Raw genomic sequence first — 14,978 nt, forward strand, 5'->3', positions numbered from 1 at the left:
ATTGTTGGAACGTTGGTGCACCCAACTGGATTCGAACCAGTGGCCCCCAGATTAGGAATCTGATGCTCTATCCTGCTGAGCTATGGGTGCGCCGGGGCTTTCCATAGCTGTGCGATTTTGGCGGGTCAATTTTTTGCCGAAGGGGGCACGACAGGAAAGGGTAGCGGCGCGACCGCGATTCCTTCGTCGGCGAGCGCGGCAGCTTCGTCGACGCTGGCTTCGCCGTGGATCAGACGTTCATTCTCTTCCCCATAATGGATCGCGCGTGCGGTATCGGCAAAATCGCGGCCGACCCACTGGGATTCTTTCAACATTTCGGATTGGGCCACCGCCAGCTTCTGCATCATCTCCACCATAGCGGGGGACAAGGCCGGCGCGTTCATCACTTCGCCTGTTACAGGTTCAGCGGTGACGGGCCGTTCGGCCGGCAGGTTGCTTCCTTGATTCGATTTGCGTCCGACATTTGGGACCGACAACGCCTTTTCAACATTGGCGGTGTTGCACAGCGGGCAGACAATCAGCCCACCTGACCTCTGCGCATCAAAGTCCTGTGACGATGCGAACCAGCCTTCAAAGCTATGGCCGGAACCGCACTTCAAATCAAAAGCGATCATTCGGTGTTAATTGCCGGCAACGGCAAGCAATGAATCCAGCTTACCTTCATAATCCAGCTCCCGAAGGTCATCGCTGCCTCCGATCGCGACATCATTAATGAAAATCTGCGGGACGGTCCGGGCACCCGGCGCACGCGCAACCATTTCGTCGCGCTTTGCGCCACCCATGGTCACATCATATTCGCTATAGGCCACGCCCTTGGTGTCGAGCAGGTGCATCGCCCGCACACAATAGGGGCAGCCGAACTTGGTGTAGATTTCAACTTTTGCTGTCATAAACGTGAAATGGTGTGCCTGCGCGGCCAAGTCAAGCATCACCCGCTTCAAAGTGGGGCGGCGTGTGCCCAGCAGAAGAGTTGCACCCAATTGGCACCCGACTTTTTCAAGGTCTTGATGCAGCCATCGCTTGTCGCGCCGGTCGTCAAAACATCGTCGACCAGAATCACCCGGGCACCCGACAGCACATGGGCTTTAGCCGGATTGATACGAAAAACGCGCGCGACCGCCTTGCGCCGTTCTTTTCCGGAAAGCCCGCGCAAACTCGGTGTGCGTTTTATCCGCAAAAGCACATCCGGGGCATAGACCAGCCCGCCCAGACGAGCCAATTCCTGCGCAATCAATGCCGACTGGTTGAAACTGCGCGACCACAGCCGTGTCCAGTGTAACGGAACCGGCACGACGATCATGCCGGTACGGTCGGCGGGCAGATGGCGTACCAGATGGCGCGCGATCAATTTGGCGAGTCCGATCCTGCCTCCATATTTGAGGCGCAGGGCAATTTTACGGGTCGTGCCATCATAGGCGACGGCGGCGCGGATACCGTCATGGATCGGTGGATCGGCGAGACAAGCGGCGCATCGCGCGCCTGCCGGCTGTTCATAGTCGAAAGGAAGCGCGCAGCTATCGCACCAGGGAGGATTGAGGAACCTGATGTGCGGCCAGCATTTGGCGCAAAAATTGGTTCCGTCGGTCGATATCTCTCCGCAGGAAGGACAACGTTCGGGCAGCGCATAGTCAAACACTGGCTTCGCTATTTTGAGCACCAACCGCATCGCCCTCTTGTCGGATAATGCGGACATCTCCACAAGACAGAAATGCAGTCTTCTGAAGCACCCCCCGAGATATTCGACCGGAAACGGCGGTACGCGATGCGGCAACGTGCGCATCGCCATGCGGCGCGCGCCTTTCTCTGGCAATATATAGCGCAGGAGTTGAAGGAGCGGCTCGCCCTTGTGACCCGCGAGCTTCAGGATGTGCTCTTGATCGGCCCCATCGCGGCCTTTGCCGGGGAAATTCTCGGGGACCGGAGCTGCGCCGTGCACATCGTCGATATAGTCGACCCGACCCTGCCCTCGATGGTGCGGGCGGAGGAAGACAGGCTATCCTATAAGCAGCACAGCTTTGATCTGGTGGTATCGGCCGGTGTGCTGGACAGCGTGAACGATCTGCCGGGTGCCCTCATTCAGATCCGGCATATTCTCAAGCCCGATGGACTGTTTCTGGGGCATATGTTTGGTGCGGGCTCGCTCGCCACCCTGAAATCCCGAATGGTGGCGGCGGAAGCGCCTGTGGCGACACCCCATATCCATCCGCAGATTGATTTGCGCAGCGCCGCTGATCTTTTGTCGCGCGCGGGATTTACCCTGCCGGTGGCAGACGGCGATATGTTGCCGGTACGCTATGGCGATTGGCGCACGCTCGTTCGCGATCTGCGGGATGCAGGAATCGGGAACGCACTGACGGGACCCCGGCGCTATCTGGGGCGCGACTATATGGCGAGGCTGGACCGCGCATGGCAGGCGGGTGCCGATCCAAGCGGGCGCTGCGAAGAACAATTTATGCACCTGTTCCTGAGCGGATGGTCGCCGTCCGCGAATCAACCCAAACCTGCCCGGCGTGGAAGCGGTGAGGTTTCCTTGGCGTCGATCTTGCGGCCTGCCGACAAGGGCTAAGGCCAATTTTCCAAAAAGTGCACCAGTGGTTCATCGGCGGGTGGCATTGGTAGGGCATGCATGTCGGCAGGTTTAAGCCAACAGAGCTCCGGACTTTCCAAAGCGGTCGGCTGCCCCTGCCAGCTTGTGCAGCGATATAGGAGCAGGACCATATAACGGTCCCCATTTTGTGCACTGGCAAAGGTCAAAGGAATCAGATCCGGACCGGCAACATCGATGCCCAATTCTTCTTTCAGCTCGCGAACCAATGCTGATTCGGGTGATTCGCCGCTTTCGACCTTGCCGCCAGGGAACTCCCACAGCCCTGCCATTTGACGACCCTCGGGCCGCTTTTGCAGCAATATTTCACCCACTTCGTTGGTTAACGCAGCGGCAACCACAAACAGCATTGTCGGATTTTTTTCCATTTTCTCATCGCCTTGCAAGTTTTTGTTAACGCTTCTGTGGGAAATCCTGACTGCTCGCAACCAGGGAAAGAAGTGGGGCCAAGTATGTTGGATCTAATTCGTCGTATCACGCGATGCGAACAGGGGGCGACGGCTGTGGAGTATGGTTTGATTGTTTCACTGATTGTTATCGCAATCGTGGCATCGCTTGGTGAATTCGGTGAAGGTTCCACAAGTATGTGGAACAGCGTGTCGAATAAAATAATTAATGCAAGCTAAGTGACGTTAACGATTTGGTATAGATTTAGGAATAATCAGGCCAAAGTCGGATAGTTTTATAAGTAATAAAAATATCCGCTCGGGTGAATTGAACAAGCAACAGGAGACCTAAAATGAAAGTTATCAAGAAACTCTTCAAGAACGAAGACGGCGCGACTGCAATTGAATACGGCCTGATCGCCGCTCTGATCGCAGTTGCAGCTATCACTGCCATGGGCAGCCTCGGCAACAACTTGTCGAACACCTTCACTGAAGTCAGCAACAGCCTCTAATAGAAGCTGTGCTGCTCGGGCACTAGTTGCCTGACAGGAAATAGAGGGCGGTAACTTCGGTTACCGCCCTTTTTTGTTCGAACGTGCCGAATATTAGTAGGTGACGATTTTGACCTTCTGTCCAATCGTCACATTTTGATTGGTAGAAAAGCCGTTCAATGCCCTAAAACGTTCCGTCTGCAACGATGTATAGGCCATTCGCGCTGACAAGGTCGAAAGGGTATCGCCCTTGGCCACCGTCACCACGCGCAACTTACGCGGTTTGATGGCCGCCGCCTGGGAATCGGACAAACGGGCCATGCTGCTGAACATCGTATTGAACGGGCTGGAATTCGCAGCGGTTATGGTGACGAAATGATAGCCGACATTGCCGCCCCACTCATAGGCGAACACCGTTACCTCACGCGCGCCTTGCTGCGTATTGACGATGGTGGAGGAGTAGAAGGCAGGTATGCCGTTGACGGTAGTCTGCCTTATATCACCCACTGGAATGGACATATTCTGCCCGGAAACGGATTTGAAGGCTGCAGCCACATAGGCCTGCCGGTCGCCGGTGAAATTGCCCTGTGAAAAGATAGCCTTTCCGCTGTTGCCGTTGATGGAAACCGCTTCCGTTCCGTTCTGCATGCCGAATCCGGTCGGTGCGGCAAATTTCAATTTAATCAGCGGATGGAGAAACTCCTGCCCTTCCACCACACCTTGGGCCGGATCATCCCCGTAGAGCATTCCGTTGATGGCCGCCAAATGCGAGTCTGCCTTTCGCACGCTATTGACCGGATAAGCCTTCGCTCCGTTCGCGGCGCGTACGACGCGCTTTGCCGGGTCAGGGTGCGTACTTGCCCATTCGGGCACGCGATTATCGCCCATACCTGCAACCCGCACATCGACGGCGGTTTGCAAGGCCAGCGAATTCAGCATGGAGGACAAGGCCGAGGGATCATAGCCTGCTTTGCTTAGATAGCGGATGCCGTAATCGTCTGCCTCTTCCTCCTGCCCGCGCGAATATTTGAGGCTGAATAATTGCGCGAAGGTTCCGGAATATTGCTTCAATCCGCCCCCCAGCGCGCCGAGCAAGCCACCGCTGTCCCCAATGACGGCGCCCAAAATGGAACCGCCGACGCCCAAGATATTTGCCAAGGTCGCATTCTTCTGGCGCTTCTGGCTGTGACGCGCCGCGGTGTGACCGACTTCATGGCCGAGAACTCCTGCCATCTCCGCTTCGCTGTTGCACAGGGCGACCAACTGCCGCGTGATGTACACATAGCCGCCGGGAATCGCGAACGCGTTGTTCACCGGGGAGTTGAGAAGCGTAACGGTAAAATCACTTTCGGCGTTGCCCAGTCCGGACTGGACGGCAATCCCCTTGCCCACCCGCACCACATAAGCGGTCTGCGGGCTCTGCATGGCGCCGCCAAATTCTTTCAGGATTTCAGGATGATATTTGGCACCTTCGGACTTTTCCTGCGCCGTAAAGGGCTTGGGTACAGAAGCGGCGGATTTCTTTTGCGCTGCTACGGGTGTAGCGGTGTTCACGGCCGCCAGCGACAATATTGCCCCGCCTAGAATCAAAGTCTTCTTGCTGAAATGCATATCGGGTCTCCTTGGGTCGCGAGAACCAGAATAGCATGATTTATGTTCCGCGGGCGTAAAATCTCGACCCGCAGCAAAGGCTTACCTTCGAACCGTCAGGCACCCATTGACAGAAACTTGGCCCGCCGCTGCTGCAAAAGCTCTTTGCTGCTGAACGCGGACAAGGCGTCCAGTTCTTCACCAATTGCCTTGCCCAAGGATGCTGCCGCCATACCATGGTCGCGATGAGCACCGCCCATCGGCTCTTTGACGATACGGTCAATCACGCCCAGGGATTTCAGATCCTCGGCGGTCATTTTCATGGCCTGCGCTGCATCGGCTGCCTTGTCACCGGTACGCCACAAGATGGATGCGCAGCCCTCCGGTGAAATCACCGAATAAACGGCATGTTCAAACATCAACACCCGATCGGCTGCCGCAAGCGCCACTGCGCCCCCGGACCCGCCCTCGCCCACGATGCAGGCAATCATCGGAACGCCCAGTTGCAGACATTTTTCGGTCGAACGGGCAATCGCTTCGGCTTGGCCGCGCTCTTCTGCCTGAATGCCCGGGAAAGCACCCGACGTGTCCACGAGACTGACGACGGGAATAGAAAAGCGGTCTGCCAATTCCATCAGGCGTATGGCTTTGCGATAGCCCTCCGGCTTTCCCATACCGAAATTATGGCGCAGGCGGCTTTGTGTGTCGTCGCCCTTTTCATGCCCGATCACCATCACCTTGCGCTCGTTCAACCGTGCAAGACCGCCCAAAATCGCCTGATCATCGGCAAAGGCCCGATCGCCCGCCAATGGCAGAAAATCGTCGAACATCGACGCGATAAAATGCTTGAAATGGGGCCGCTCCGGATGCCGCGCGACCTGCGTTTTCTGCCATGCGGTTAGCTTGCTGTAAGTGTCCTTGAGCTGCTTATCGGCTTTGTCACGCAGCTTGCCAATCTCTGCGTCTACGTCGACTTCACTCTCATCCGCAGCTTCCTGCAGTTCGATGATACGCGCTTCCAACGCCGCGATGGGCTTTTCAAAATCCAGATAGACGGTCATTGCAGCGGGTTAGAACCTGAAGCGCCTCGGGTCAACGTGCGGTTTGCCAATGGATGACGCTTGTTCACAAGTTCGACAAGCCGGCTGCTGTCGACATGCGTATAAATTTGCGTTGTCGCGATATCGGCATGGCCCAGCATCGCCTGCAGAGCTCGCAAATTGGCACCCCCTGCCAGCAGATGCGTGGCAAAGGCATGGCGAAGTACGTGTGGGCTTACTTTTTCGGGATCCAATCCAGCCTTGGCCGCCAAGGATTTGATGATCTGGTAGAGCCGGATGCGGCTGATATGCTTCCCACGCGATGGGAAAAGATAGCGGGAATCTTTGGGGACAAAGGCGAGCCAGGCACCAACCGCATGCCGCGCCCGGTCCGAAATGGGAACCAGCCGTTCCTTGTCGCCCTTGCCCGTCAGAATGATGAACGGACGATCGGAAACAACCGAACTGCGCGGCAAGGCAACAAGTTCGGTTGCGCGCAGCCCGGACCCATAGAGAAGCTCCACAAGCGCAGCGAGACGATAGTCCCTTTCCCCCGGCTCGGGTTTCGACAGCGCCTTCTCCACAATCTGGAAAAGCAGATCAACCTCGTGCGGGTCGAGTATTTTCGGCAATGCACGCCCCTGCGACGGCTTGGGCAGCGCAGATGACGGGTTATCGTCGCGCAGGCCCTCTTCCTGCAAAAATGCATAGAAGCGCCGGAGTGCGGACACCTTGCGTGCGACTGAGCTGTTGGCCAGACCTCCCCATTGATGCGCAAGATCGGCAAGGACAGCGGCATCGGCGGAAGCTAGTCTTCCACCTGTCAAAGTGGACGCCGCGCTCAAATCGCTTTGATAGGCCAGCATCGTGTTACGGGCGACCCCGCGTTCGGCCGCCATCATTTCGAGAAAGCGATCAATCAGGTTCGCGTCGGTTGAGGCCATTCAACCGAAGGCTACCGCCTCGGCCGCAATCATTCGCGCCTCTGCGTCCAACCCAACCTGCTTTAACGCGCGCACGATATAGTAAAGGTGGTTCGCCGGGACCAAGCTCCAGTTCGGCGCCTGCATTCCCGCAACAGCCATCAACGCGACAGTGCCCTGCTCCCCGCGTTCGGCAGCGGCGGTGATGGCGCGGCTCCACGGTGTCTGACGCGTCACATTCACTTCCAGATCGCGTCCGAAATCCGATTGGGCACCTGCGTCAACCCGGCCCAGTCCCGCGAGACCCGCAAGCAACAGGGCTGACTTATGGGCTTTTTCACTATTGTCATTGCCATAGAAATCGCCAAGCGCACCGGAATCAACAGCCGCAATATTTGTGGGGGTTCCCAGAGCAAGCAGCGCCCAGCCCAGTGAGCCTTCATCGACAATACCTGCCCATGCGGCAGCGTTGCGATCAAGGCCGGCGGTCAACATGGATGCAATCAATTGGTCCGCCGCACCGGCATGTGCTTCATCCGGCCGGATGAGCGCCGCAGCCCGCGCCGTCATGACCAAAGCGCCATGATAATCCGCACCTGCGGCGGCACCTGTCCATAAGGACGCCATCGCCGCAACTTTGGCGGCGTCGCCCGATGCAGTATAGGCCGATCGCAAGCCTTCCGCACGGCTCTTTAAGGGATCCGGCGCCTCTTCATCATCGATCACCTGGCCGTACAGATCGACCATTTCACGATTGGAATATATTCCCAACGCAGCAGCTTGGGGGGCATATTTGGCCCGGACCGCAGCCTGGAACATCGGCAATTGCACGCGCCAGCCCGCCATTTGACGGCCGCTTTTGGCGAACAGCCGTTCGGGTGGTTCAAGCCCGGTTGCCGAGGCCAAGCCAAAGCGCCAGGGATTCATCCCTTCAACGCCCTCCCACTCGATCTTCACCGACCGGCGTCCGTTGATACCCGCGCCGACGGCCTTTTCGGTCAGGCGATAGTCAACACCCCGGACCCAACCCTGATACCGGCCCTGATTGATGAAGGCAGTGGCACTTCCCTGCTCGCCGGATAAAGACGCGCATATCGCGCGGGCCATTTTCCAGCGGCCGTCGTTGACGAGACGAACACCATTTTCGACAAGTGGGCACATGCCCGACAGATCGCCATTGGCGAGATACACCTGAAGCGCGACCTCGTGCATGCGCTTCGTATAATTGCCCGCGTCCACTTCCTGGATCAGGTGGCGGGCCGACACCGAATCGCCCATCCGCAGCAAAAGCCATGCTCTTTCCGCAGTCCAGTCCGCGCCATTGACACCCTTGGGGGTGTTTGTGCGGCTTATAAGCAGTCGGCGGCCCAATATTGTCCCCCAACGCGACGCGATCGGACCCGTTGTCCGGTTGACCACCTGATTGAGAAAGGTGCCATTAAGCGCACCGAAGGATTCCGCCGGAAACCCGCCAGATGCGTTCGAAATAATGCCGACAGCCGAGAGTGAGCGCCGCGCCGCGGGCGGCACGTCATACCGAATGACGAGCTCTTCCTCTTCCTCGTCTTCTTCTTCCTCATCCTCTTCTTTGGCATCATCGGGATTGTCGGTCGTTGCCGTAGCCAGAGGATCCCCCGGCGTTGTCGGTCGTGCCGATGTCGTCGGCGTTGCTGGTCCGGTCGTGTTGGGCGTTGGCCGGTTACTCGGCGGTGGCGGCGCGGGATCGCCAAATCCTTCAGGCAAAAGGGACTCGGGACCTTGCTGACCCAAGGCTGGCAACGCAAAAACCAGCGCAAGCGCGCTGGCGGCAAATAACACTGTTTTTGTAGCTTTTTTGGTCAACTTTGCGGGCCCGCTTCTTCTGCCGGTGCTTGTACCGGAATTTCCTTGTACTGCAATGGCCGCTCGCCACCGGACCATCCCGGTGCATTTAACGTCGCGACGTTCAATGCGACAGCGGGAAAAATGCCAACAGCCATGCGTTTCCTCTTGCCTGCTTACGTCGTTTCCGCCGGACTTTGTTTTAACGGTATGTCCGGTTTTGCGGCAAATTGCTTTCCGGTTCCACCTAGCCGATATATAGCCCCCATCGCAATGGGTTCACATGATGATCTGAATAGCCCCACCGCGGGACCGGCGATGAAGACGCCCCTGGAGCGTTCTGTGGTGCTCGTCGGCATGATGGGTGTCGGAAAAACCAGCATCGGCAAAAGACTTGCTGCGCGGCTGGGGTGCGAATTTGTCGATGCCGATGAGGAAATCGAAACCGCGGCAGGCATGTCGATCGCAGAGATTTTTGAAAAATTCGGCGAGGCTTACTTTAGAGACGGCGAACGGCGCGTCGTCGCCCGCCTGATTGAAGGTAAGCCCAAAATCATCGCAACGGGCGGTGGTGCCTTTGTCAATGATGCGACCCGCGCGCTGATCCGCGAGCGTGCGCTTTCGATATGGCTGGATGCGGATATCCAGATATTGGCGGACCGTGTATCGCGGCGGAACAACCGGCCACTGCTGAAAGGACGCGACCCGGTTGAAGTGCTGACCGAACTTGGCAGGGTCCGAAACCCGCTCTATGCCGAGGCCAACATCCACATCAGAAGCGACGCGTCGCCGCACGCCCGCACCGTCGAAAATATCCTGAAAGCCATTTCTGCATGAGCACTGTCACCGTCGATCTCGCCGACCGGCCCTATGACATCCGGATTGAGGCCGGCCTGCTTCAGGATATCGGGCAACAGCTTTCGGGTTATGCCCGATCCGGTCGTTTCCTTGTCGTTACCGACGCGAATGTCGCCAACGATGTATGGCCAGACGTGCTCGCGTCACTCACGCGCGCAAATCTTGCCGCCGAATTGTTCATATTGCCCGCCGGAGAAGACGGGAAAAGCTGGGAACAGCTCGAAAAGCTGACCGATTGGCTGTTGGAAAAACATATTGAACGCAGCGACCACATCCTTGCGTTGGGAGGCGGGGTTGTCGGCGACATCACAGGATTTGCCGCCCACATCATCAAGCGGGGCTGTTCCTTCATCCAGATTCCCACGACTCTGTTGGCGCAGGTCGACAGCAGCGTCGGGGGCAAGACCGCGATCAACAGCAAAGCGGGGAAGAATCTGGTGGGTGCGTTCCATCAGCCTTCGCTGGTGCTCATTGATCCCGATGTGCTCGAATCGCTTCCGCGCCGCCAACTGGCCGCTGGTTTCGCCGAAGTGGTGAAATATGGCTTGATCGATGATCAGGAATTTTTCGACTGGTGCGACAGCCATCTGGACGCGTTCTTTGCCGGTGATGCCGAGGCACGGCGCTATGCCATACAACATTCGGTCACGTCCAAGGCCCGCATTGTCGCGGCGGATGAAAAGGAACTGACCGGCACACGCGCGCTCCTCAATCTGGGCCATACCTTCGGGCATGCGTTGGAGGCGGATACCGGTTTTTCCGATCGGCTTTTCCATGGGGAAGCTGTCGCGACGGGAATGGCCTTGGCCTTCCGCTATTCGGTGCGGCTCGGCCTGTGCGGTCAAGACGATGCCGACAGGGCTGCGGATGTGTTGCACAGGGCCGGTCTGCCGGTCACATTAGCGGACGCAGGCGTGACCGCCAATGGTGCGAAGCTGGTGGAGTATATGCTCCACGACAAGAAAATGGCGGGCGGGAAATTGCCGTTCCTGCTGGCCCGCGGCATTGGCCGGACCTTTCTTTCGAAAGATGTCGACCTTGCCGATGTTGCTACATTTCTGGACGGCCAAGCCTAATCGTACATAAAATCGTCGGAATCATCACCGCCGAAACTGTGCCGCTGGCCCGCGTGCATGTCGCCACTTTCAAACTGCGCGGTAAGACGGCTTCGGTCGCGAACGCGAAACTCGCTAACAATTTTTTCAATCTGCGGCTTGGCAACGCCTAGGGATTTCAAACCCTCGACTGCCAACCTGATCGAGGATTCAAACACCTCGCGCACAATCGTGATCTCTTTGTCGTGCATCAACTCGATGGCTTGCCGCCGGTCATAGGCGCGGGCAAAGATACGCGTCTTGGGAAATGCCTGGCGCACAGGCGTCAGCGTTTCCGCATCGAGATCGCGGTCGTTGATGCAAAAGAATAGGGCGCACGCCTTGTCCGCTCCGGCACGTTGCAGCAGATCGATGCGCGTGCCGTCGCCATAAAAGACCTTCCGCCCGAACTCGCCGCTAATGTCGATCGTTTCCGGATTAATGTCGATCAGCGTAACGCTTCGGCCAGCGGCAAACATGATCTGCGCGACCTGTTGGCCGAAGCGGCCGTGCCCGACGACAATCACATTCGCCTGCGCCGCCAATTCCGGATCATCAAGCTGCACTTCGCTCGCCTGCTTGCGGGACGCAAGCTTGCCCGCGAGGATCATCAGGAACGGGGTCGCCGCCATTGACAGCGTCACGACCGCACCAAAAAGGCTCGCGGCCTCTGGCTCAATCAACAATGCCCCCTGCGCTGCGGCAAACAGCACGAAACCGAACTCGCCCCCTTGGCTGAGCAACAAGGCCGTGATGATGGATGCCGAGCCACTGAGTCCGAAAAACCGCGCCAGCAAAAAAATCACACTCGTTTTGACGAGGATCAGGGCGACGGCAAGGCCCAGCACAACCCCCGGTTGCGCAGCGATGACATCCAGATCGAGCAGCATTCCCACGGCAAGGAAAAACAGACCCAGCAGGATTGAGCGGAACGGGTCAATATCGGCCTCCAGCTCATGCCGATAAGGAGACTCGGCGAGCATGACACCCGCCACGAAAGCACCCAAGGCGGCGGAAACGCCGATCATCTGCATGACGGCCGCGCTTGCACAAACCGTAAATAGTCCGGTCACAATGAACAATTCGCGTTCCGAAATTTTTCCGACCAGTTTCAGCAAGGGTGAGAGAAGATAACGACCCGCGAGGACCAGCCCGACAATCGCCAACAGGGCGTAGACCACCAGCAGCCATCCGCTGACCGCGCCTTCTTCGGCTGGCGCGCGGGAGAGTGCGGCCACGATAGTCAGAAGCGGGACGATCGATAAATCCTGAAACAGCAGGATCGAGAAGCTCTTTTCCCCATAATCTGTTTTCAGGCGCCCTCTCGATTGCAACAGGGGCAGCACCTGGGCCGTGGAAGACAGAGCCAGCGGCAGCCCCAAAACCAGTGCGGCTTCCCAGCTGAAACTGGGCATGACCAGTTGGATGACGGCGAACATCGCAAGCCCGCACAACGCCACCTGCAGCGGGCCGAACAATAATATGTCCCGCCGCATCAGCCAGAGCCGGCTCGGCGACAGTTCCAGCCCCACTAGGAAGAGCAGCAGAATGATGCCGATTTCCGAATAAGCGAGGATCGTCTCGGCTTCGCCAATCAGGCCCAGTCCGTCCGGTCCAATCGCGATCCCGGCGACCAGATAGCCGAGGACAGCGCCCAAGCCCAAACGCCGGAAAATCAGAACCGCGATCAATGCAGCGCCCAGCAGAACGACGCCGCCGAACATGACATCGGCGGCCAGATGGTGGGTCGATTCTTCCATCAGCTCGCCAGTTTCATTTGCGCCGCGGCGGCCAGTAATGCGTCATAAGGCAGCAATATGGCAGCGTGGCGGGACGGATAATCCCGCGCGGGTGCAAGCGAGGCCAATTCGGGCCATTTCGTTGGCATTTCCGCACTTTGTTTCAAGGCTTGCTCTACCGCGTCACGGATTTCGGCGATGCTTTGAAGGTCCAAGCCTGCCGCATGCGCGCGGACGATAGCGGCTGAGGCCTGACCCAAGGCGCAGGCGTTGGCGCGCAGCGCGACAGCTGCGATTGTTCCGTCACCCGCCATCGCGATTTCGGCGTGAATTCGGCTACCGCAGACAGGGGAGCGGCTCTCGGCAACGCCATCCGGATTTTCAAGACGTTCACCAGCCACCAAAGAAGATGCGAGCCGTAAAATATCCCTATTGTAGAGTCCGCTGTCCATCACTCGGCCGTGTTGGTTTCAAGAGTGTCGCGCTGTTGACGTACGAATTCGGACATGGCGTTCCCGCTGGCGTTCAACAAGGGATATGTCCGGGATTTCACCATCCAGTCGGGTCGGGGTTCCTTGTCGCCAAACAGCGTTTCATAGCCCATCACGAGGAGCAGGAATATCAGCGTGGAAAATATCAAGCCTTTCAGCATCCCGAACCCGAACCCAAGCACGCGGTCAATGGGTCCGAGCACCGATTTCCGGGACTTTTTCCCGATCGATTTCGCGATCCATTTGCCGAGCGCATAGGTGACAATCACAATGGCGAGGAATGCGAGGACGGCAGCGCCGGAATCGGTCCCTATCGGTTCGCTCAATGCCGCGGATGCGGGCGCATGAAAAATGCGTACCGCCGCGATGATCATTATCCATGCGATTAGGGACAGCGCTTCCTGCACAAATCCGCGAATAAAGCCGAATACAGCCCCGCTCCCGAGCAAAAAGAGCACGATGATATCGAGAGCCGTCATGCTGCTGTTGCTAAGGGTGACAGGATGCAAAGACAAGAGCGAGATTGAAATTTGCTCGCACGATGTTTGTCTTTTCTATTCTCAGTTTCGTCCGAGCATATGATCCACAAGCTGGGCCAAAGTGCGGAATTCCTGCGTCGAAACCCCTGACTGCGCCTTTACCGATGGGGGCACCAGAGCTCGGCTGAAGCCAAGCTTCGCCGACTCTTTCAGGCGCAAGGCCGCATGCGCCACCGGCCTGATTTCGCCGGAAAGGGCGACTTCGCCAAACAGGACAGCATCCGAAGGTAATGGCCGCTCCGATAAGGCCGACACCAAAGCGGCTGCAACCGCGAGATCGGCGGCAGGGTCGGAGATGCGATATCCGCCAGCGATATTTAGATAGACTTCTGCTGTGGAAAAACTGAGGCCACAGCGCGCCTCGAGAACCGCAAGGATCATGGCCAAACGCCCACTGTCCCACCCGACAACCGCTCTTCGCGGTGTCGCACCGCTGGATAGCCGCACGACGAGCGCCTGGATTTCCACGAGAACAGGGCGCGTGCCCTCAAGCGCGGGAAATACGGTAGCGCCCGTGACCTGCTCGGCGCGATCAGTGAGAAAAAGGGCACTTGGATTACCGACCTCAGCCAGCCCTTCTTCCTGCATTGCAAAGACACCAATTTCATCGGTGCCGCCAAAACGGTTTTTGGACGCCCGCAAGATCCGGTACTGATGACTACGCTCACCTTCAAAGGCGAGCACGGTATCGACCATATGTTCGAGAACACGGGGCCCCGCGATTGTGCCGTCTTTGGTAACATGACCGACAAGCATGAGAGCCGAACCACGCTCCTTTGCAAAACGGATCAGCTCCTGCGCCGAAGCGCGCACTTGGCTCACTGTCCCCGGCGCGCCTTCGATAAGATCGCTATGCATCGTCTGGATAGAATCGATCACCAATAATGCCGGCGGCGCGCCCTGACTGATCGTTGTCAGTATGTCGCGCACCGATGTCGCAGATGCGAGCTGCACGGGCGCATCGCCCAAGCCGAGCCTTCTGGCGCGCAACCGCACCTGATCAACGGCCTCCTCCCCGGAAATATAAGCGACGGACAGACCGCGTCGCGCAAGATTGGCGGCGGCTTGCAACAGCAAGGTCGATTTTCCGATCCCCGGGTCGCCGCCCAGCAATGTGGCCGAACCGGGCACCAGTCCCCCGCCCAGTGCGCGGTCAAATTCGGCTATGCCCGTCGACGCCCGTTCGGGAAGCTTGATATCGCTATCGAGGCCCGACAATTCTACGGAACGACCACCCGAACGCAGGTGATGCTTCATTTCAAAAACAGTCGCGCTTGCTTCCTCGGCGAGTGTGTTCCACTCCCCGCAATCGTCGCATTGCCCTTGCCAGCGCGAGGCTTCCGAGCCGCATGCCTGACATACATATCTGCGTTTTGCTTTTGCCATGGAGGATGAATAACA

The 14,978-nt window shown here is 57.9% G+C and carries 18 protein-coding genes and 1 tRNA gene; 5 read left to right on the forward strand and 14 right to left on the reverse strand.

Annotation, left to right across the window (positions count from 1 at the left end; genetic code table 11):
• Positions 1–13: 13 nt before the first annotated feature.
• From EUU25_RS07615 to EUU25_RS07630, 4 genes are all read right to left on the reverse strand, one after another.
• Positions 14–90 (reverse strand) — tRNA-Arg (locus EUU25_RS07615).
• Between the two features lie 35 nt (positions 91–125).
• Entirely contained in the window at positions 126–614 is a 489-nt protein-coding gene (locus EUU25_RS07620) for a DUF1178 family protein (RefSeq protein WP_158899778.1), read from the reverse strand.
• A 6-nt stretch (positions 615–620) separates the two neighbouring features.
• Positions 621–929 carry a glutaredoxin 3 gene (gene grxC / locus EUU25_RS07625; protein ID WP_246162957.1) on the reverse strand — a complete coding sequence of 103 codons (309 nt, stop codon included), beginning with the start codon at positions 927–929 and terminating at the stop codon, positions 621–623.
• Positions 930–937: 8 nt separating this feature from the next.
• Complete coding sequence (locus EUU25_RS07630) at positions 938–1,693, reverse strand: ComF family protein (RefSeq protein ID WP_158899780.1); 756 nt, start codon at positions 1,691–1,693, stop codon at positions 938–940.
• Positions 1,694–1,708: 15 nt separating this feature from the next.
• Here EUU25_RS07630 and EUU25_RS07635 point away from each other — a divergent pair, with 15 nt between their 5' ends.
• Complete coding sequence (locus EUU25_RS07635; RefSeq protein WP_158899782.1) at positions 1,709–2,566, forward strand: methyltransferase domain-containing protein; 858 nt, start codon at positions 1,709–1,711, stop codon at positions 2,564–2,566.
• Here EUU25_RS07635 and EUU25_RS07640 read toward each other — a convergent pair.
• Positions 2,563–2,973 carry a (deoxy)nucleoside triphosphate pyrophosphohydrolase gene (locus EUU25_RS07640; protein WP_158899784.1) on the reverse strand — a complete coding sequence of 137 codons (411 nt, stop codon included), beginning with the start codon at positions 2,971–2,973 and terminating at the stop codon, positions 2,563–2,565. The two genes, EUU25_RS07635 and EUU25_RS07640, sit on opposite strands and share 4 nt — an antisense overlap.
• Positions 2,974–3,057: 84 nt before the next feature.
• Between EUU25_RS07640 and EUU25_RS07645 the strand changes: the two genes are divergently transcribed.
• A complete protein-coding gene (locus tag EUU25_RS07645) occupies positions 3,058–3,231 on the forward strand; it encodes a Flp family type IVb pilin (protein WP_158899786.1) in 174 nt (57 codons plus the stop codon).
• Between the two features lie 113 nt (positions 3,232–3,344).
• Positions 3,345–3,503 (forward strand): Flp family type IVb pilin, encoded by a 159-nt coding sequence (locus EUU25_RS07650; protein WP_143774979.1) that lies wholly within the window; start codon positions 3,345–3,347, stop codon positions 3,501–3,503.
• Between the two features lie 93 nt (positions 3,504–3,596).
• On the opposite strand, the gene EUU25_RS07655 is transcribed toward EUU25_RS07650, so the two are convergent.
• From EUU25_RS07655 to EUU25_RS07675, 5 genes are all read right to left on the reverse strand, one after another.
• Positions 3,597–5,093, reverse strand: coding sequence for a M48 family metalloprotease (locus EUU25_RS07655; protein ID WP_158899788.1), 1,497 nt, complete (start codon positions 5,091–5,093; stop codon positions 3,597–3,599).
• 95 nt (positions 5,094–5,188) lie between these two features.
• Entirely contained in the window at positions 5,189–6,133 is a 945-nt protein-coding gene (locus EUU25_RS07660; protein WP_158899790.1) for an acetyl-CoA carboxylase carboxyltransferase subunit alpha, read from the reverse strand.
• Complete coding sequence (locus tag EUU25_RS07665; RefSeq protein ID WP_158899792.1) at positions 6,130–7,056, reverse strand: tyrosine recombinase; 927 nt, start codon at positions 7,054–7,056, stop codon at positions 6,130–6,132. Before EUU25_RS07665 ends, EUU25_RS07660 begins: the two co-directional genes overlap by 4 nt.
• The gene (locus tag EUU25_RS07670; RefSeq protein ID WP_158899794.1) at positions 7,057–8,877 is read right to left on the reverse strand and encodes a hypothetical protein; all 1,821 of its coding nucleotides are present in this window, start codon (positions 8,875–8,877) and stop codon (positions 7,057–7,059) included.
• Entirely contained in the window at positions 8,874–9,014 is a 141-nt protein-coding gene (locus EUU25_RS07675; protein WP_158899796.1) for a hypothetical protein, read from the reverse strand. Before EUU25_RS07675 ends, EUU25_RS07670 begins: the two co-directional genes overlap by 4 nt.
• A 160-nt stretch (positions 9,015–9,174) precedes the next feature.
• On the opposite strand from EUU25_RS07675, the gene EUU25_RS07680 reads away from it, so the two are divergent.
• Complete coding sequence (locus tag EUU25_RS07680) at positions 9,175–9,693, forward strand: shikimate kinase (protein ID WP_158899798.1); 519 nt, start codon at positions 9,175–9,177, stop codon at positions 9,691–9,693.
• A complete protein-coding gene (gene aroB, locus EUU25_RS07685) occupies positions 9,690–10,790 on the forward strand; it encodes a 3-dehydroquinate synthase (RefSeq protein ID WP_158899800.1) in 1,101 nt (366 codons plus the stop codon). The genes EUU25_RS07680 and aroB overlap by 4 nt, the downstream gene beginning before the upstream one ends.
• Here aroB and EUU25_RS07690 read toward each other — a convergent pair.
• The 4 genes from EUU25_RS07690 to radA all read right to left on the reverse strand — a co-directional run bounded on the left by EUU25_RS07690 (position 10,787) and on the right by radA (position 14,963).
• Positions 10,787–12,568: a monovalent cation:proton antiporter-2 (CPA2) family protein gene (locus tag EUU25_RS07690; RefSeq protein WP_158899802.1), complete on the reverse strand. Its 1,782-nt coding sequence runs from the start codon at positions 12,566–12,568 to the stop codon at positions 10,787–10,789. The genes aroB and EUU25_RS07690 overlap by 4 nt on opposite strands.
• A complete protein-coding gene (locus tag EUU25_RS07695; RefSeq protein ID WP_158899804.1) occupies positions 12,568–12,999 on the reverse strand; it encodes an iron-sulfur cluster assembly scaffold protein in 432 nt (143 codons plus the stop codon). Before EUU25_RS07695 ends, EUU25_RS07690 begins: the two co-directional genes overlap by 1 nt.
• Positions 12,999–13,517 (reverse strand): CvpA family protein, encoded by a 519-nt coding sequence (locus EUU25_RS07700; RefSeq protein WP_158899806.1) that lies wholly within the window; start codon positions 13,515–13,517, stop codon positions 12,999–13,001. The genes EUU25_RS07695 and EUU25_RS07700 overlap by 1 nt, the downstream gene beginning before the upstream one ends.
• Positions 13,518–13,598: 81 nt before the next feature.
• The gene (gene radA, locus EUU25_RS07705) at positions 13,599–14,963 is read right to left on the reverse strand and encodes a DNA repair protein RadA (protein WP_158899808.1); all 1,365 of its coding nucleotides are present in this window, start codon (positions 14,961–14,963) and stop codon (positions 13,599–13,601) included.
• Positions 14,964–14,978: the final 15 nt, after the last annotated feature.

The organism is Sphingorhabdus lacus (genome assembly GCF_009768975.1).
In the GTDB taxonomy this organism is placed as follows: domain Bacteria; phylum Pseudomonadota; class Alphaproteobacteria; order Sphingomonadales; family Sphingomonadaceae; genus Sphingorhabdus_B; species Sphingorhabdus_B lacus.